Source organism: Xenorhabdus sp. NBAII XenSa04, from assembly GCF_963866145.1.
GTDB classification, from domain to species: Bacteria; Pseudomonadota; Gammaproteobacteria; order Enterobacterales; family Enterobacteriaceae; genus Xenorhabdus; species Xenorhabdus indica.
The window spans coordinates 1-18554 of the sequence record NZ_CAWMEB010000411.1; the positions used below are offsets into that span (position 1 = coordinate 1).

An 18554-nucleotide genomic window follows, 5' to 3' on the forward strand; every position below is an offset into this window, starting at 1 on the left:
CGAGGCTGCGTATCTTACGCGTTTTGCCTCCGGAGTCAAGCGTTTATTTTTGCTTTTTCCTCCCTGGCCTCAGCGGCTGGTGTCAGCACAGCGTCGGACAACGGATGCGCATTATAGGGAGTTTTCCGGCGCTGACAATAGTTTTTTTGAAAAATTTTATCGACCGCTGATTATTACGCCAAATTTAACTTAAGTTGATAGTTTTTCCAGCGTTATGAAGCCATAACCATGTAAAATCGGGCGCAAAGATTCGCTATTAGGATCTATTTTGGTGCAATAAGCTAAGTTACTTTCTATTGTTGAAGATAAATTTTCTCGATTTTTAATCAACCACACTGTCCTACGTGCAATAGCCGCACCTGAGTCAATCAATCGTGTTCCCTCGGGTAAAACTTGTGACAGCTCTTCTGCAAGTAAAGGGAAGTGAGTACATCCCAAGATAACGGTATCTGGTGGTTCTTTCATTCTCAGCCACGGTTTTAATACTTTTTTTACTTTTTCCAACGAAATAGTTTCATTATGTAACTTTCTTTCAGCCAACTCCACCAGTTCAGCGGAGCCTATGGCATGAACCTGACAATCCGTAGCAAATTGTGCAATAAGTTCTTTTGTATAACCACGATTAACAGTAGCCCGAGTTGCCAATAATCCCACTACGTGGTTACAAGTTAGTTTTGCCGCAGGCTTGATCGCAGGTACAACGCCTACAACGGGAAAGGAAAAACGTTCACGCAGTGTCGGCAGACTGACCGTACTGGCTGTATTACAGGCGATCACTACAACTGCTAAAGGATGCCTTTTCTGGATTTCATCGACAACTTTGACAACTCGCTCAATGATCACTTCCGCAGTTTTCTCTCCATAAGGAAAGGCTTCATTATCGAAAGCATATATATAGTGGAGATCCGGCAGCAATTGTCGAATCTCTTGATATACAGATAACCCACCCACACCGGAATCAAAAATCAGAATGGTTGGGCGACCAGTTGTATGCAAATTAGAAGTTGTAGCTGCCGGTGAGGAAGTATTCTCGTCCTGGAGTGCGATAGCCATAAGCTGTCTCATAATTTTTATCAAACAGATTAGCTATTCTAGCACGTATTGTTAGGCGGTTAGTGATTGGATAAGACATGTTGATGTCCCATAAACTAACACCGCCTAATCTCAATCTTTTAGGAGGAAACGTATTAAAGTCTTGATCATAACGCGACCCAATATATTGATAAGTTATTCCCCAATCGATATCGAAGACTTCCCAATCTAATTGATATTTCACTTGCTGTTTAGCTCTACGGGTTAACTGCTGATTATTACCATCACGTGGATTAAGATACTGTAGTGTCAGTTGGTGCTGGAAAATGCCGGTATCCATAGTTCCTGTCCACTCGACACCTTTGATTTTTGCCTGTCCTATGTTCAAGTAACGGTTGTTGGAGAAATCTATCAGTTGTTCAATGTTATTTTTATAAATAGATAAACGCCAATTAAGCGCTCCTGTTATTCCCTCAAGACCCACTTCTCGTTGTTTACTTTTCTCTGGATTCAAATTTGGGTTTGCCCCCCAACCATATAATTGCCCAAGCGTCGGTGCCTTAAACGCGGTTCCATAGGAGGCGGTAAAACGATAACCATCAATGAACTCCCAACCCGCTCCGGTTTGCCAAGTTGTGTTCCAATCATATTCAGAATGGCGATCTGAGCGTACAGCTCCTTCCAAAATGAAGTCATGTATTTTTTGCTGAGCAGTTAAATATACTCCGGTATTATCAACATCTTTTTGTATCGGGATATTGTTAGAGCCTGCCGCGACAGATTCTCTTTTCCAGTCCACACCACCACTCATTGCGCCATGACCAATCTGCCATACATTTCCCCATTGGACATTGTATTGTTCGGAATCACTTAACGTAGTGTTTCCTTGATAAATCTTATGCTTAAAATTGTAATCTTTAACATGACTATAGCTGGCTATGAATTGAGACGAGTAAATTCCCTGATTGAACTGAACTCCGGCTTCATAACTTCGGCTGAATAATTTTCGGGTATCAGTAAAGGCTCCATCATATTTTGTTCTATTATTGTAGCCGTATGTACGTATAAACCCGTTGAACTGATCATTGAACTTATGATCAAGTGCTAACCACAGCATTTTGCTCATGAACCCATCGCGATCCGGCTCATTAGTTCCATGACCTGCTACAACATCAAACCCTCTGGTATAGGTATATCCTGCTGCGGCATGCAGGGAAGTATTTCTACCAATTTTTTGTTGTGTTGCACCATTGTAATTTTGGTATCCATATGAACCGATCCCTGCATTCAATGTCGTCCCCTGTTGCTCCCGACTGGTGATAATATTGATAACACCACCGATAGCATCGGAGCCATATACCGCAGAACGCGCACCACGGATATACTCGATTCTTTGCACCATTGAAATTGGGATCTGACTAAAATCCGCAGCTCCCGTGATACCTGCCTGATTGAATCGGATACCATCCACCAGCACTAAAGTATGGCGAGATTCTGTACCACGAACAAACAAAGAAGCATTCTGTCCGAGCCCACCATTTTGTGCAATATCAATGCCCGGCAAACGGCGTAGTACATCAACCAAGCTATTAGATTGCCATTGTTCGATTTCTTCACGTGTAACTACGGTCATCGGTGCTAAAACAGAAGAAATAGGTTGTTTAAAGCGGTTTGCTGTTACCACCAACGGATCTTGATTATTAGCAACGGAGAAATTGCTCCAACAAGAAAGCATCACTATCGAAGCAGTTGGTAAAAAAATACGTTTCTTATTTGTCATGAGAGAATGGAATCTTGTCGTGAGTCTAACTATTAAGAGTCATGCTACGATGAAGGTAATAGCGTGTCCAGAATGCCTCTCCATCAAAAAAGAGAATTGATGAACCAGAAAACTGGACATCCTTTGTACTTTCCCTACAATGCCGCTCGGAAATTTTTCTTAACGTGATCATACGAGAACCAGATAATGCAGAATATCTTGCCAACGGAAGATTATGAAAATCAATTGATGGAGAAGGCCCATTGCCTGAAAGGAATGATGGCCCCCTTTAGCGCACCTGAGCCCGAAGTTTTCCGTTCCCCTGCATCTCACTACAGGATGCGAGCAGAATTCCGTATCTGGCATGAGGAAGATGACCTCTATCACATTATGTTTGATCAACAGACGAAACAGCGTATCCGTGTTGATCAATTTCCAGTTGCCAGCCAACTGATTAATAGCATGATGCAGGCAATTATTGCGGGCGTAAAAAATAACCTGGTATTGCGTCATAAATTGTTTCAGGTGGACTATCTTTCTACCCGTAGCAACAAAATCATTGTTTCCCTGCTTTACCACAAAAAACTGGGGGATGAATGGCGCGAACATGCAATCTCTTTACGCAATCAGTTAAAGGCAGAAGGCTTTGATGTTCAGCTTATTGGTCGAGCATCAAAAACCAAGGTTACACTCGATCATGATTATATAGATGAAGAGTTACCCGTTGCGGGTAGGACAATGATTTATCGTCAGGTTGAAAATAGTTTCACTCAGCCAAATGCCAGTATCAATATCCATATGCTGGAATGGGCAATAAATATTACCAAAGATGCCAAAGGCGATCTGCTTGAACTCTATTGTGGTAACGGCAACTTTTCTCTGGCATTAGCTCAAAATTTTGAGCGCGTACTGGCAACAGAAATTGCCAAACCTTCTGTTGCTGCCGCGCAATTTAATATCAAAGCGAATCAAATTGATAATGTGCAGATTATCCGTATGTCAGCGGAAGAATTTACTCAGGCAATGAATGGAGAAAGGGAGTTCAACCGCCTTCAGGGAATTAACCTAAAAAGTTACCAATGTGAAACTATTTTTGTAGATCCGCCCCGCAGCGGCTTGGATGAAGAAACTGTCAAAATGGTACAAGGGTATCCACGTATTCTGTATATTTCCTGTAACCCAGAAACGCTCTGCCAGAACTTAGAAACGTTGACGCAAACTCATCAAGTCAGCAAGCTCGCGCTTTTTGATCAATTCCCATATACCCACCATATGGAATGTGGTGTATTACTGGAAAGACGCGATTAATCAGTTCGTTTATAACACTCCTTTCACGTTACTGAATTTTTCCAGACCAGAAAGCAGAAAACGCCATAATCAATCCTTATGGCGTTTTCATAAAATCATTATCAAAAAGTCATTAATTTTGCTTTTCTGAAAGCATAGCCTGCTGTCTGCGCCCTTTAACCTTTCTGTAAATCCAAAATACCAATGCAGTTCCAATCACAACAGATAAGAAATTGGAGCCAATTTCCGGGTGCTTAACCCGAATGATTGCGTTATAAGCAAGAATCCCCAGGAAGAAACAGCCGATAGCTAATTTTGGTAATCCCTCTGCCATTGGGTAGTTCAAATAACGTTGATGGAGACAATACAGAGATAAGGCCAATGAGATAATCGGGAAAATTGAAAAAGGCACCAATGAATTAAAAAATGCCGAGAAAGTTCCGTGTGTTGCCAGTCCAACGATAAGAGCCAGCAACATTGTGCTTTTATCTTGGCGGTATTGTTCCATCGTATTCTTCTCCTTTCAGATTATTTAAGAGGTTTTAGGGGCTGCTGTTGTTTTAGAGATAGTTGCTTTAGAGACAGTTGTTTTAGAAACAGCGGTTTTTAGGGCAGTGTTTTTTGAATTAGCCGTTTTTTCTTGTTCTCGCCGATACCAATAAAAAGCGCCTTTGGAAATCATGCGGAGTTGTAATACCAAACGTTCTTCGAGGCGACGTCTTTTCTTTTCATCAATATCCAGCGCTTCTGCACCAGCACTGAACACAATTGTTACCATCGCTTCTGCTTGTATTTCGGTAAAATGACGCGGCATATGACTGGCCTGTTCAAGATAGTCTGCCAGCTCTGCAATAAAATGTTGGATTTCCCGTGCGACAGCCGCACGAAACTCAGCTGATGTTCCGGAACGTTCACGCAGTAATAACCGGAATGCGTTAGGATTATTACCAATGAATTCCATAAAGGTTGAAACAGAGGTGCGGATGACACTACCCCCCTTTTCGATACGCTGACGTGCCTGGCGCATTAGCTGACGCAGCATTAATCCGCTTTCATCCACCATGGTAAGCCCTAATTCATCTACGTCACGAAAATGACGGTAAAATGAAGTCGGTGCAATCCCTGCCTCTCGCGCCACTTCCCGCAAACTCAGACTGGTGAAACTACGCTCAGCACTTAGTTGGCTAAATGCAGCCTCAATCAGGGAACGACGGGTTTTCTCTTTCTGTTTCGCTCTGACACCAGTTACATTATTCACAACAATCCTGATATATCACTCGACTATATTATGGAGCAAATATATCAGATTCTGCTGTATTTGCTGTGATTGTTCTCTTAAAGATATTAACCCATATTTCCCTGTTTTATTCCTTATTCAGAAAACAAAAGCCATATGCTGATTAGGTTATTATGCCAAGCAATGTTAATATAGAGTTGTTATTTTGTGTAAAAATAGGTCTTTCCTCTATGCAATATACTCATTTTGATGCCATTGTAATTGGCTCCGGACCCGGTGGAGAAGGGGCAGCAATGGGGTTGGCAAAACAAAGAAAAAACGTTGCAGTTATAGAACGTTACAATAATATCGGCGGTGGCTGTACCCATTGGGGCACTATCCCATCAAAAGCCTTACGTCATGCTGTCAGTCGTATTATCGAATTTAATCAAAACCCCCTCTATAGTGATAATTCCCGCATTCTCCGCTCCTCATTTTCAGAAATTTTACGGCATGCAGAAGTTGTCATTAATCAGCAGACTAAAATGCGGCAGGGGTTTTATGAACGCAATCGGTGCCGGATGTTTGCAGGTGAAGCAACTTTCATTGATGAACACCATGTCAGTGTACGTTATGCCGATAATAGTGTTGACATATTAAGCGCAGACAAAATAATTATTGCCACAGGTTCCCGACCTTACTGCCCACCCGATGTCGATTTTACTCACTCACGTATTTATAACAGCGATACTATTCTGCAACTGGAACATGAACCGCGCCACGTTATTATTTATGGCGCAGGAGTGATTGGCTGTGAATATGCTTCTATCTTCCGTGGATTAGGCGTTAAGGTAGATTTGATCAATACCCGCGATTATCTGCTGTCATTTCTCGATCAAGAGATGTCTGACGCTTTGTCTTACCATTTCTGGAATAGCGGTATTGTCATCCGTCATAATGAAGAATATGAAAAGATCGAAGGCCTTGATGATGGCGTGATTATCCATCTGAAATCAGGAAAAAAAGTTAAAGCAGACTGTTTACTGTACGCCAATGGACGAACAGGTAATACAGACAAACTCGGTTTGGAAAATGTCGGGCTGAAAACAGATAACCGTGGTTTATTGAAAGTGAACCGGGTCTACCAAACCAGCAATGAAAATATTTATGCAGTTGGTGACGTGATTGGTTACCCAAGTCTCGCTTCCGCTGCCTACGATCAAGGACGCATTGCAGCAAAAGCCATCATGACCGGAGATGCTGAAATGCATCTGGTGGAAGATATCCCAACAGGCATCTACACCATACCGGAAATTAGTTCGGTAGGAAAAACTGAGCAACAATTGACAGCGATGAAAATCCCGTATGAAGTCGGACGAGCCCAATTCAAACACTTGGCCAGAGCGCAGATTGCAGGAATGAATGTAGGAAGTCTCAAGATACTATTCCACCGCGAGACAAAACAGATACTGGGTATTCACTGTTTTGGCGAACGAGCCGCAGAGATTATTCATATTGGTCAAGCAATTATGGAGCAAAAAGGTGAAGGCAATAATATCGAATATTTCGTTAATACTACCTTCAACTATCCCACTATGGCTGAAGCATACCGTGTTGCAGCTCTCAACGGGCTAAATCGATTATTTTGAGGCTGTTCCGTTGGCTTCAAAATAATTTCCCATTCTGACACGAATCGCCTCTGCCAATTGCTCATAGCGACCACGCAGAGGTGAGCCGGGACGATAAACCAAAATGATAGAACGCTCTGGCACGGGTTTATGGCACTCCAGATAACAAATACCATCCCGTTTTCTCTCTTTAGGAACAGACAAAGCTGGTAATAAAGTGATGCCACTTCCCGCCGCAACCATATTACGCAAGGTTTCCAAACTGGTTGCCCTGAAATGAGTATCTTCTTTAGCTCCAGCCTGAAAGCAAAACCCCATTGCTTGGTCACGCAGGCAGTGACCATCTTCCAACATCAATAATTTTTCCCCGGCAAGATCTCCCATTTTGACCTCAGTCCGGTTCGCCCATTTGTGCTCTTCATAAACTGCAAGTTTCATTGATTCCTCAAAGAGGGGCAATTCGATGAATGCTTCCGTTTCTCTCAACGAAGCCAAAATAGCACAGTCAAGTTTTCCACTATCAAGTTGTGCCAACAAATTCTGAGTTTGAGCTTCATGCAGATACATTTCCAGTTTGGGAAACAATTTATGCAACTCAGGAATAATCAGTGGCAGAAGATAAGGGCCGATTGTAGGAATAAGACCGATATGCAGTGGCCCGGACATGCTTTCACCTTGCAGGGCAGCCATTTCTTGTAAAACCTTTACTTCCCGTAATACCGTCTTGGCTTGCTCCACCAGCAACATACCTTGTTGTGTAAACAGGACTTTACGGCTTGTGCGTTCCAGCAGCATCACACCCAATTCATCTTCAAGTTTACGTATCTGCCCACTGAGTGTTGGTTGACTAACATGGCAAGAATCAGCGGCTCGCCGGAAATGCCGATACTCAGCAAGAGCCACAAGATATTCCAGATCGCGGATATTCATTCCCAACCTCATTGTCTTATATCAATGATAGAATTGTTTAGTAAGACATTATATGCACGAGGTAATAGAACTATCAAATGCTTGTGAACTCTGGTGTTTTTTATTGAAAAATAAAAAAACAAAAGTTATTACAACAGCGTGACAAACCAGCCTGTCATAATAAACAGGCTGTCCAGCCAGAGAAAATTAATTGATATGTAACCTCTGCTTCGCCTCAGCAATAGCCAATTTCACCTGTTTCTGTGCTACACCACCTTTTGCCAAACGTTTATCCAGACAAGACTGTAACGATAAAATGTCATATACATCTAGCGAAATAGTTTCACTAAATTGTTGCAGTTCAGATAATGACAGTTCTTCCAATGCCTTACCTTTCTTTATCGCAACAATCACTGCCTCACCAACAATATGATGCGCTTCACGAAACGGAACACCTTTTGCCACCAAATAATCTGCCAGTTCAGTAGCATTAGCATAGCCCTGTTGTGCAGCTTCCTTGCAACGATCACGCCTTAGCTGAATACCATCCAATACCAACACTGCCATATGCAGGCAATCCCGCCATGTACCCAATGCATCAAACAAGCCCTCTTTGTCTTCCTGCATGTCTTTGTTATAAGCAAGGGGAAGACCTTTCAGCGTCATCATCATACTTGTTAATGCACCTTGTACCCGACCACATTTACCACGGATCAATTCCAGGGCATCAGGATTTTTCTTTTGGGGCATCAGGGATGAGCCAGAAGTTACCCGATCCGACAATTCTATAAAGCCAGCTTCTCCACTGTTGAAGAAAATCAGGTCTTCAGCAAAACGTGAAAGATGGATCATGCTGATACTGGCATCAGATAGCAGCTCCAGAACATGGTCACGGTCTGAAACACTATCCAAACTATTACGGGTTACAGAAGCAAAACCAAGCCATGACGCCAATTGTTCCCGATCAATATCGTACGCCGTTCCCGCCAGCGCACCGCATCCCAATGGGCTGACATCCAACCGTTTCAGAGTATCTTGCAAACGAGTCTCATCACGACTAAGCATTTCTGCATAAGCAAGACACCAATGTGCGAAAGTAACTGGTTGCGCCCGTTGCAAATGGGTATAACCCGGCATTACTGCATCCTGATTATTTTCAGCGGTAATCACCAGTGCGTGTTGTAACTCTAGAAGCGCTTGCTGAATATCCGCTATCTGATCCTTGCACCATAGTTTCAGATCTGTAGCAACCTGATCGTTACGACTGCGTCCTGTATGCAGTTTTTTGCCCAGCTCCCCCACTTTTGCAATGAGTTGCCCTTCCACCCAGCTATGAATATCCTCCGCATCACTTTGCAAAATAGCCTTGGGGTTGGCCCGGACTTCATCCAGTAACTCATTCAGTGCCAAATCCAGCTTTTGTTGTTCTTCTGGCGTCAAAACACCGACTGTAACCAACGCCTTTGACCACGCAACAGAGCCGATAATATCCTGCTCCGCCAAACGATAGTCAAAACGCAGAGAATCATTAAATTGCTTGAACCGCTGATCGGCTTCCTGACTGAAACGTCCACCCCAAAGTGCCATAATTGCGTACCTTTTTTCTCTGATTGCCCGGAAATTATTTTTTACTGTTCAACGCACGGATACGGGAAGAAAGCGAATGGAGGCGAATAAACCCTTCCGCATGCCTATGATCATAAACTTCATCTTCTCCGAAAGTGGCGAATTCTTCAGAATAGAGGCTATGAGGCGATTGTTTCTGTATTGCTGTTACCTGCCCTTTATACAGTTTCAAGATCACTTCACCACTGACATTCTCAGCAAGTGTTTCCGCCGCAGCTTGAATAGACTGGCGCAATGGTACAAACCAACGACCATCATAGACAACATAGGACATCTCAAGCCCCAATTGTTGGCGCCATTTGAAACTATCGCGATCCAGCACTAGCTGTTCAATACCACGCAGTGCAGCCATCATGATGGTTCCTCCCGGAGTTTCGTAGCAACCACGGGATTTCATTCCGACCAAACGGTTTTCCACAATATCGATCCGGCCGATACCGTATTTAGCCCCCAGTGTATTCAACTCATTAAGGCATTGATATGGCGACAATGCCTTACCATTCACTCCAACCACTTCCCCTTTTTCAACAGTGACAGAGACATATTCCGGTTCATCAGGTGCATCTTCTGGATCCACAGTCCATACCCAACAATCTTTATTGGCCGCATTCCACGTGTTTTCCAATACGCCGCCTTCGGTCGAAATGTGCCATGCGTTTTCATCACGGCTGTAGATTTTTTCCAGCGTGGCGGTTGTGGGAATATCACGAACTTTCAGATAATCCAGTAAAGCTTCACGGGAGCGCAAATCCCATTCCCGCCATGGAGCAACTACTTTCAGATGTGGAGCCAACGCAGTATAAGTACTCTCAAAACGAACCTGATCATTACCTTTACCTGTTGCACCATGAGCAAGAGCATCAGCTCCCACTTTCAGTGCTAATTCAACCTGTGCTTTAGCAATGACAGGACGTGCCATTGAAGTGCCGAGCAAATAACTGCCTTCGTACAATGCCCCCGTTTTCAGCACCGGATAAACATACTGCTTGATAAATTCTTCACGTAGATCGACGATATGACATTCTGAAGCGCCAGAGAGTAACGCTTTTTGTTCTATACCCTCCAAGTCTTCACGACTCTGACCAACATCCGCAACAAATGCGATAACTTCACAATTGCCATAGTTCTCTTTTAACCATGGAATGATGGCAGAAGTATCCAAACCGCCAGAATATGCCAGAACAATTTTTTTAATACTGCTTTTCGTTGAGGTAATTGTCATAGAGATAGCCTTTTACTTTTTTATTCATCTCAGCTGAACACTAAATCAAATCTGTTCTATCTTGTTATGCCAGAATGCGAGTGCCAACGGGTATACCATTAAATAGCGCAATCAGTTGATCAGCATAACGCCAACTAGCAATATCTACCGGATGCCCTAATGTTTTTGCGGCTTCCAATGCTGCATGAACTTTCACAATCATGCCGTCGGTAATGACTCCTTGCTCAATAAGCTGCTTTATTTTTCCTTCCGTCACTTCAGCAATTCTTTGCCCCTTTCCATCCAAAATACCACTGACATCCGACAACAAAACCAGATCCGCATGCAACACCTGCGCAATAGCTGTGGCAGCCTGATCTGCATTGACATTCATTAACTCGCCATTTTCAGTAATACCAATAGAACTGATAATAGGGATGTAACCGAGATCCAGTAAAAGTTTCAGTAAATCCGGATTACCGGGATAAGCTCTGCCAGTATGACCAAGCTCCTCATCAAGCTGAGAAACTTTCACAACACCGCCATCCCCTAAACACAGGCCAACAGCAGGCAAACGGTACTTTGTCGCCCAGGCAAGCAAAATTTTATTGGCTGTACCTGCCAGTGTCCCGGTAATAATGTCGATCTGATCTGCTGGCGTTACACGCAGACCTTGTTTCTTCATAATCGGTAACTGTAATTTCTGCATCAGGTCATCAACCAAACAACCCCCTCCGTGTACAATTACCAGTGGGCGCTTATGCGTTTTTCGATATGACTGTAATGTAGAAAATAACCGCACCAGCGCTTCGTGACTATCTAATAACACACCACCCAACTTGATAACTAACGGCTCCATCAGATTTATCCTCTGTCGGTATTAAATGAGATTGTTGAATTAAAGCAATGCCTGAGTTTCTTCGAATCCGAACCGGATATTCATACACTGAACAGCCTGTGCTGCTGCACCTTTCAGCAAATTGTCCTCAGCCCCGACAATGATCAGGTGCTGTCCTTGTACAGCAAAACCAATATCACAAAATGGCAACCCCACAACGGCTTTCAATGCAGGGACACCTTTTTCATATAACCGGATCAGTGGCTTATTGTGATAAGCCTGCCGATATGCCTGCCAGATTTGTTCCTCTGTCACACCTGATTTCAGCTTACAGGTAATTGTGGCAAGGATCCCCCGCGCAAAATTGCCTAAATGGGGTGTGAAGATGACTTCTGTACCTAAATGTGCTGCGATTTCAGGTTGATGGCGGTGACTAAAAACCCCATAAGGCTGCAAACTGACTTCACAGAAACTGTTATTCAATGAAGCCTTACGCCCGGCACCACTTACACCACTGACAGCATTAATCACAGGCCACTGTTCTGTATCCAGCAAATCTTCTTCCAACAAAGGTTTCAGCGAAAGCTGTGAAACTGTGGGATAACAGCCCGGAACCGCGATAAGCCGGGCAGTCTTGATTTCTTCCGCCTGCCATTCCACCAATCCATATACCGCTTGCTCAAGCCAGTTTGTATTTTTATGCTCAAATCCATAGTATTTTGAATAAAATTGCGTATTTTGTACGCGATAAGCACCAGATAAATCAAATACGATACAACCCGCCTGCAAAAATATTGGTGCAATGTCATGGCTGACTTCATGAGCCGTAGCAAGAAAAACGACATCAATACCATCCGCGGCTTCGGCAACATTCATCAGTGGCTGTAAGGGTAAATCCAGGAACCCTTTATATTGTGGATAAAGCTCTGAAAAACATTTCCCTGCATCAGTACTTTGAGAAGAAACCATCAGACCGGAAAGATGGACATGAGGATGACGTTGCAGATATGCTGCTAACTCTGCTCCGGTATAACCACTGGCACCAACGATCAGCGTATTAAGCATGGGATTTATTCACCTTGTATTAACCCAATGTATGTATTAACCCAATGTAGTAACCCAAATATACAATTGCATTTATATTCAATAATATTGCATTAATATTGATACTATCTTGAATAAGGGCTGTCAACAGTGAATATTAAATTACCAACATTTATTGAGTTATATCACCAGCTTATTGCTACACCTTCTATCAGTGCAGTAGATGAGGAATTGGATCAAAGCAATGAAATGGTTATCAATCTACTGGCGGGTTGGCTGAAAGAGATGGGTTTTGAAATTGAGATCCAGCCTGTTCCGGAAACCCATCGCAAATTCAATATGCTGGCAACATTGGGAAGCGGTTCCGGAGGTTTACTATTATGTGGTCACACAGATACCGTACCATTTGACGACGGGCGCTGGACTCAAGATCCATTCACGCTGATCGAACGCAACGATAAATTATATGGACTGGGCACTGCTGATATGAAAGGCTTCTTTGCCTTTATTATTGATGCATTGCGGAATATCGATACCAGCAAACTATCTCATCCTCTTTATATTCTGGCTACCGCAGATGAAGAAACATCAATGGCGGGAGCACGCTATTTTGCGGCCAATTCTACTCTCCGGCCTGATTTTGCCATCATTGGCGAGCCTACGTCATTACAACCTATCCGCGCCCACAAAGGGCATGTTGCCCACGCGATCCGCATTGAAGGTAAATCTGGACACTCCAGCGATCCTGCCCGAGGTGTCAATGCCATTGACTTGATGCACGAATCCATCACTCAGTTGATGAAACTACGTAATACTTTGCAAGAGCGTTACCACAATCCGGCTTTCGCTATTCCCTATCCCACGATGAATTTTGGTCATATCCACGGTGGAGATGCGGCAAACCGTATCTGTGCCTGTTGCGAACTGCATATGGATATCCGTCCGCTCCCCGGACTCACTTTGCAGGATTTGAATGAAGCACTAAATGAGGTACTGGAGCCTGTCAAACAGCGCTGGCCGGGACGCCTAAATGTTACAGCGCTTCATCCTCCCATTCCGGGTTATGAATGTCCGACTAATCACAAGCTGGTAGGTGTCATCGAAAAACTGCTGGGAACAAAAGCAGACACGGTCAATTACTGTACCGAAGCTCCTTTTATTCAGGAGTTATGCCCAACGTTGGTTTTAGGACCGGGCTCAATTGAACAGGCTCATCAACCTGATGAGTATTTAGACGTGTCGATGATTGAACCAACGAAAAAATTGATTTCTCAGATTGTGGCGCATTTTTGTTTGAGTGAAGTTTAAAACCTATTCTCTGAGTGGGACCACGGTCCCACTTAATTTTAAATAGAAAAATTCATTGAATTACCATTGGGTAATTTAACACCAAGAGTCATTTCCCCCCCCATAGACTCAATGTACTTTTTGAGTGTGGAAATTTTTAATTCATTTCCCCGTTGCTCGATCGCAGCAACCGATGACTGTGCAATACCTAAATTTTTTGCGACCTGAGTTTGTGAAAGCTCTAACGCTTCACGAATTTGATAAAGTTGTGTTTCAAGCAGCAATTCTGCTGCTTTTTCTTTAATTCTCTCTTGGCTTTCGGGACTGCGCTTTTCCATCAGTTCTTTTAACGTAGCCATATCATCTCTCCAGATCCTCTAGATGAATTCTGAATTGTTCATCAGCAATCTCAATCATCTCTTTATAGAACAATCGTTGATTTTGCCCTGCTTTATTACCTGCACAAATAATAATTGCCTGACGTTTTGGATCAAATGCGAAAAAAGCACGAATTGGCATTCCATTATGCTGGATTCGTAGCTCTTTCATATTCGGATACCGGGAACCGTTCAGTGTATCAACCAATGGTCGGCCCAGCATCGGACCTTTTAGTTCTAACACATGCATTACTGCCAAAACATTTTCCTGCAATTCATCTGGTTGTTCATCAAACCATTGGTCAAACAATTCTGTTGTTATTAGCTCCCACACATTCTGTTCTCCCTATACAGTTATAATTTCCAAGGTTAACCATAGACTGTAGCCTACAAAAACATCATAGACTATAGTCTATAAAACTCAACCATTTTGTACAAAAAACAATCCACACCCGTTAATGAGGGGTAACGCATTTTTCATAAACATGTTTTTCCAACATGAATTTCTTTCCTGATCACTTTGAATATTCCTCATCGGAAATAAGCCATTTCCTAATTGACTAAAAACCCTGCTTCGCTCATTCTATTTGGACATCTAAATGGATAGACATATAAACACTTAAACATCTAAACGTGGACAGATATAGGTTCCGTTTGTTCAGGAGGGCGCAGGATATGAGTTTTTTTCATGCAAATCATCAAGAGGCACTAAATCAGAATCTGGCTGAACTTGAAGGCCAGATCCGTGTTTCCTTTGAATTCTTTCCCCCCAGAACCACTGAAATGGAACAAACTCTATGGAAATCCATTGACCGACTGAGCAAACTGAAACCTAATTTTGTTTCCGTGACTTACGGTGCCAATTCCGGCGAACGTAACCGTACTCATAGCATTATCAAAGGAATTAAGGACAAAACGGGTCTTGATGCAGCTCCGCATTTAACTTGCATTGATGCCAGCCGCGAAGAATTACGTGATATCGCTCGCGATTACTGGAAAAACGGTATTCGTCATATTGTGGCTTTGCGTGGTGATTTACCCAATGGTAGCTGCAAACCAGAAATGTATGGCACTGATTTAGTAGAGCTCTTAAAGAAAGAGGCAGATTTTGATATTTCCGTCGCGGCTTATCCGGAAGTGCATCCAGAGGCAAAAAGCGCACAGTCTGACCTCATTAACCTGAAAAGAAAAATTGATGCGGGAGCAAATCGCGCTATTACCCAATTCTTTTTTGATGTGGAAAGTTATTTGCGTTTTCGTGATCGCTGTGTATCGACAGGGATTGATGTGGAAATTGTGCCGGGGATTTTGCCTGTCTCGAATTTCCGTCAGTTACAGCGATTTGCTGCCATCACTAATGTTCGCATCCCAAGCTGGATGACCAGGATGTTCGAGGGTTTGGATGATGATCCTGAAAGCCGCAATTTAGTTGGCGCTTCTATTGCGATGGATATGGTGAAAATTCTGAGTCGTGAAGGGGTGAAGGATTTCCATTTTTATACACTGAATCGCGCGGAATTGAGTTACGCTATTTGCCATACGTTAGGTGTTCGTCCTTGTTGATTTTTATCCTTAAAAAAGCCGGACTAGCTAGATGGTAGTTCGGCGTGGTTATATACCACCCTCCCAGTTTGATAACTCATTACCATACCCACCAATAATAAAAGCCGAACAGTTTCCCATTCGGCCTTTAATTATCAAACAAACGAAAAGCTAACCGGTGTTACGCATTCCTGCCGCAACGCCTGCTATTGTTACCATCAGCGCTTGCTCCACACGAGGATCGGGTTGTTCCTGCTGACGGGAGCGTTGTAATAATTCTGCCTGTAGGACGTTCAATGGATCGGTATACACATTACGTAATGCGATAGATTCGGCTATCCACGGCAAATCTGCCATCAACTGCTCATCCTGTGAGATAGTCAGAACCGTTTCTATGTCCGCGACAAGTTGATTGCGAAGTTTAATCCCCAATGACCACAGTTTCTCATCAACCAAACGTTGATCATAATATTCCGCCAGCCATAAGTCCGCTTTGGCAAAAACCATCTCCAACATGGCAATACGAGTAGTGAAGAAAGGCCAATCACGGGACATTTCTGACAAAATATCCTGTTTTCCCGTATCTATTACATGTTGTAGTGCTGCACCCGCTCCCAACCATGCCGGAAGCATCAGACGGTTTTGTGTCCACGCGAAGATCCACGGGATTGCCCGCAAGCTTTCAACACCGCCTGTAGGACGACGTTTAGCAGGGCGCGAACCCAACGGTAATTTCGCCAATTCCGGCTCAGGTGTCGCCGAACGGAAATAAGGCACAAACTCCGGCTGTTCACGAACATAATCACGGTACATGTTGCAGGAAACATCAGAGAGTGTATCCATGACTTGTTTCCATTCAGCTTTGGGTTCCGGTGGCGGCAGTAAGTTAGCTTCGAGAATGGCACTGGCGTACATAGCCAGGCTGCTGATTGTCACCTGTGGTAAGCCAAACTTAAAGCGGATCATTTCGCCCTGTTCCGTTACACGCAATCCCCCTTTCAGGCTTCCCGGCGGTTGAGAAAGTAATGCCGAATGCGCCGGAGCTCCACCACGACCAATTGTGCCTCCCCGTCCGTGAAACAGTGTCAGCTTCACACCCTCTTTTTCACACAATCTGATAAGCGCATCCTGAGCCCGATATTGAGCCCAAGATGCAGCCATGACTCCCGCATCTTTTGCTGAGTCAGAATAGCCAATCATGACCATTTGTTTATCCTGAATCAGTTCACGATACCACTCGATACGGAGCAATTGCTGGATCACCCGTTCTGCATTATTCAAGTCATCAAGGGTTTCGAACAATGGCGCAACAGGTAATGATAACGGGCAGCCTGCTGCTTTCAGTAATAACTTCACTGCCAATACGTCTGAAGGCATTTTTGCCATGGAAATGACATAGGCCGCAATCGCATCTTGTGGTGTTTCTGCAATCACTTTACAGGTTTCTAAAACTTCTTGCGTCTCGGCACTTGGCTGCCAATTATGGGGGATCAACGGACGTTTGGAGTTCAGTTCACGCAGTAAAAATGCCTGTTTTTCTGTTTCTGACCAGCTCGCATAATCCCCCATTTCCAGATATTGGGTCAGTTCTGCAATGGCATCAGTATGACGGGTACTTTCCTGCCGGATATCAATACGCACCAATGACAGACCGAAACAACGAACACGGCGCAAAGTATCCAGTAATTGGCCGTTAGCGATAATTTCCATACCGCAGGATTTCAACGATTGATAACAAGCATAGAGTGGTTGCCATAATTGTTCGTTATGCAGCAATAAATCCGTAGGGGGGATAACCTGCTCACCCTTCAGGCGTTTTTCCAGATATGCCAGTGTGCTATTTAATTGTGCCCGCAACTGCTTAGCAATTTCACGGTACGGCTCTATAACATTATCGCCTCCTGCTATCTGACGCAGTTCTGGCGTACATTTCGACATGGAAAGTTCTGATACCAAAATCTGAATATCTTTCAAGAACAGATCCGCCGCTTTCCAGCGACTGAGCAACAACACATGGCGGGTGATTTCTGCTGTAACATTAGGATTTCCATCCCGATCTCCCCCCATCCAAGAAGTAAAACGGACAGGAGCAGCTTCTGCTGGCAGACGATAACCAATAGATTCTTCTACTTGCTCATTAAATTCACGCAAAAATGCAGGAACGCCTTCCCACAAGCTATTTTCCACCACCGCAAAACCCCATTTAGCTTCATCAATCGGTGTAGGCCGAATTTTGCGGATTTCATCGGTATGCCATGACTGAGCAATAAGCTGACGTAAACGACGCGTAATATTATTACGCTCATAATCTGCTAAATCATCATGATCGAGCTGCGCCAGACACGCATTCACTTCAACCAGTTTATGGATCAGAGTACGGCGGGCGATTTCTGTTGGATGAGCTGTCAGCACCAGCTCAATGGAAAGCTCATTAACTGCCTTAACCAGATCATCATTATGAAAATTCTTACTTTTCAGTCGATCAAATAGTGCAGCCAATGCCACAGGATTGCTGGCAGCTTCACCATGCGGCGAAATACTGTGATATTGTTCAGCAACGTTGGCCAGATTAAGGAACTGGTTAAACGCTCTGGCAACGGGCAGCAATTCATCATTAGATAAATTCTGTAGTGTTGATAAAAGTTGCTGGCGATTAGCTTCGTTTCCGGCACGAGATGATTTAGATAACTTCCTTATTGTTTCAACTTTATCAAGAATATCTTTTCCCTGAACCTCTTTGATCGTGTCGCCCAGTATCTTACCAAGCATACTGACATTACTGCGCATTGCGGAATATTGCTGATTCAT

The 18554-nt window shown here is 43.6% G+C and carries 17 protein-coding genes; 5 read left to right on the forward strand and 12 right to left on the reverse strand.

What is annotated here, in order from left to right; all coding sequences use genetic code 11:
- Positions 1–193, forward strand: a 193-nt coding sequence (locus AAC147_RS15425) for a hypothetical protein (RefSeq protein ID WP_047682592.1), incomplete at its 5' end; no start/stop codon positions are given.
- Here AAC147_RS15425 and murI read toward each other — a convergent pair.
- Together murI and btuB are read right to left on the reverse strand one after the other, a co-directional pair.
- Positions 190–1053, reverse strand: coding sequence for a glutamate racemase (murI, locus tag AAC147_RS15430; RefSeq protein ID WP_047682594.1), 864 nt, complete (start codon positions 1051–1053; stop codon positions 190–192). The two genes, AAC147_RS15425 and murI, sit on opposite strands and share 4 nt — an antisense overlap.
- On the reverse strand, positions 998–2812 hold the full coding sequence (gene btuB, locus AAC147_RS15435) for a TonB-dependent vitamin B12 receptor BtuB (RefSeq protein WP_047682596.1): 1815 nt from the start codon (positions 2810–2812) through the stop codon (positions 998–1000). Before btuB ends, murI begins: the two co-directional genes overlap by 56 nt.
- Before the next feature lie 186 nt (positions 2813–2998).
- Here btuB and trmA point away from each other — a divergent pair, with 186 nt between their 5' ends.
- Positions 2999–4099, forward strand: a complete 1101-nt coding sequence (trmA, locus tag AAC147_RS15440; RefSeq protein ID WP_047682598.1) for a tRNA (uridine(54)-C5)-methyltransferase TrmA — start codon at positions 2999–3001, stop codon at positions 4097–4099.
- A 112-nt stretch (positions 4100–4211) separates the two neighbouring features.
- On the opposite strand, the gene AAC147_RS15445 is transcribed toward trmA, so the two are convergent.
- Complete coding sequence (locus AAC147_RS15445) at positions 4212–4586, reverse strand: YijD family membrane protein (RefSeq protein WP_047682600.1); 375 nt, start codon at positions 4584–4586, stop codon at positions 4212–4214.
- Between the two features lie 24 nt (positions 4587–4610).
- A complete protein-coding gene (fabR, locus tag AAC147_RS15450; RefSeq protein WP_231571438.1) occupies positions 4611–5336 on the reverse strand; it encodes an HTH-type transcriptional repressor FabR in 726 nt (241 codons plus the stop codon).
- Positions 5337–5545: 209 nt separating this feature from the next.
- On the opposite strand from fabR, the gene sthA reads away from it, so the two are divergent.
- A complete protein-coding gene (sthA, locus tag AAC147_RS15455; RefSeq protein WP_047682602.1) occupies positions 5546–6943 on the forward strand; it encodes a Si-specific NAD(P)(+) transhydrogenase in 1398 nt (465 codons plus the stop codon).
- Here the strand turns inward: sthA and oxyR are convergent.
- The 5 genes from oxyR to argC form a co-directional block, all read right to left on the reverse strand.
- Positions 6935–7852, reverse strand: a complete 918-nt coding sequence (gene oxyR / locus AAC147_RS15460; protein WP_047682604.1) for a DNA-binding transcriptional regulator OxyR — start codon at positions 7850–7852, stop codon at positions 6935–6937. The genes sthA and oxyR overlap by 9 nt on opposite strands.
- Before the next feature lie 186 nt (positions 7853–8038).
- The gene (gene argH / locus AAC147_RS15465) at positions 8039–9418 is read right to left on the reverse strand and encodes an argininosuccinate lyase (RefSeq protein ID WP_047682606.1); all 1380 of its coding nucleotides are present in this window, start codon (positions 9416–9418) and stop codon (positions 8039–8041) included.
- Positions 9419–9452: 34 nt separating this feature from the next.
- Positions 9453–10679 carry an argininosuccinate synthase gene (locus AAC147_RS15470; protein WP_047682608.1) on the reverse strand — a complete coding sequence of 409 codons (1227 nt, stop codon included), beginning with the start codon at positions 10677–10679 and terminating at the stop codon, positions 9453–9455.
- Positions 10680–10743: 64 nt separating this feature from the next.
- A complete protein-coding gene (argB, locus tag AAC147_RS15475; protein WP_187650071.1) occupies positions 10744–11520 on the reverse strand; it encodes an acetylglutamate kinase in 777 nt (258 codons plus the stop codon).
- A gap of 36 nt (positions 11521–11556) precedes the next feature.
- Positions 11557–12561, reverse strand: a complete 1005-nt coding sequence (gene argC / locus AAC147_RS15480; RefSeq protein ID WP_047682613.1) for an N-acetyl-gamma-glutamyl-phosphate reductase — start codon at positions 12559–12561, stop codon at positions 11557–11559.
- Between the two features lie 129 nt (positions 12562–12690).
- On the opposite strand from argC, the gene argE reads away from it, so the two are divergent.
- The gene (gene argE, locus AAC147_RS15485) at positions 12691–13848 is read left to right on the forward strand and encodes an acetylornithine deacetylase (RefSeq protein WP_047682615.1); all 1158 of its coding nucleotides are present in this window, start codon (positions 12691–12693) and stop codon (positions 13846–13848) included.
- Between the two features lie 38 nt (positions 13849–13886).
- On the opposite strand, the gene AAC147_RS15490 is transcribed toward argE, so the two are convergent.
- Positions 13887–14186 (reverse strand): helix-turn-helix domain-containing protein, encoded by a 300-nt coding sequence (locus AAC147_RS15490; RefSeq protein ID WP_038259688.1) that lies wholly within the window; start codon positions 14184–14186, stop codon positions 13887–13889.
- Between the two features lies 1 nt (position 14187).
- A complete protein-coding gene (locus tag AAC147_RS15495; RefSeq protein WP_047682617.1) occupies positions 14188–14538 on the reverse strand; it encodes a type II toxin-antitoxin system RelE/ParE family toxin in 351 nt (116 codons plus the stop codon).
- Positions 14539–14879: 341 nt separating this feature from the next.
- Here AAC147_RS15495 and metF point away from each other — a divergent pair, with 341 nt between their 5' ends.
- Positions 14880–15767 (forward strand): methylenetetrahydrofolate reductase, encoded by an 888-nt coding sequence (gene metF / locus AAC147_RS15500; RefSeq protein ID WP_047682619.1) that lies wholly within the window; start codon positions 14880–14882, stop codon positions 15765–15767.
- A gap of 150 nt (positions 15768–15917) precedes the next feature.
- Here metF and ppc read toward each other — a convergent pair whose 3' ends face one another.
- Positions 15918–18554, reverse strand: coding sequence for a phosphoenolpyruvate carboxylase (ppc, locus tag AAC147_RS15505; RefSeq protein ID WP_047682621.1), 2637 nt, complete (start codon positions 18552–18554; stop codon positions 15918–15920).

Excerpts from the sequence above, each read along its gene's own strand:
- murI (WP_047682594.1), bottom strand. The coding sequence starts at position 1,053 with ATGGCTATCGCACTCCAGGACGAGAATACTTCCTCACCGGCAGCTACA.
- btuB (WP_047682596.1), bottom strand. The coding sequence starts at position 2,812 with ATGACAAATAAGAAACGTATTTTTTTACCAACTGCTTCGATAGTGATG.
- trmA (WP_047682598.1), top strand. The coding sequence starts at position 2,999 with ATGCAGAATATCTTGCCAACGGAAGATTATGAAAATCAATTGATGGAG.
- AAC147_RS15445 (WP_047682600.1), bottom strand. The coding sequence starts at position 4,586 with ATGGAACAATACCGCCAAGATAAAAGCACAATGTTGCTGGCTCTTATC.
- sthA (WP_047682602.1), top strand. The coding sequence starts at position 5,546 with ATGCAATATACTCATTTTGATGCCATTGTAATTGGCTCCGGACCCGGT.
- oxyR (WP_047682604.1), bottom strand. The coding sequence starts at position 7,852 with ATGAATATCCGCGATCTGGAATATCTTGTGGCTCTTGCTGAGTATCGG.
- argH (WP_047682606.1), bottom strand. The coding sequence starts at position 9,418 with ATGGCACTTTGGGGTGGACGTTTCAGTCAGGAAGCCGATCAGCGGTTC.
- AAC147_RS15470 (WP_047682608.1), bottom strand. The coding sequence starts at position 10,679 with ATGACAATTACCTCAACGAAAAGCAGTATTAAAAAAATTGTTCTGGCA.
- argC (WP_047682613.1), bottom strand. The coding sequence starts at position 12,561 with ATGCTTAATACGCTGATCGTTGGTGCCAGTGGTTATACCGGAGCAGAG.
- AAC147_RS15490 (WP_038259688.1), bottom strand. The coding sequence starts at position 14,186 with ATGGCTACGTTAAAAGAACTGATGGAAAAGCGCAGTCCCGAAAGCCAA.
- metF (WP_047682619.1), top strand. The coding sequence starts at position 14,880 with ATGAGTTTTTTTCATGCAAATCATCAAGAGGCACTAAATCAGAATCTG.
- ppc (WP_047682621.1), bottom strand. The coding sequence starts at position 18,554 with ATGAATCAGCAATATTCCGCAATGCGCAGTAATGTCAGTATGCTTGGT.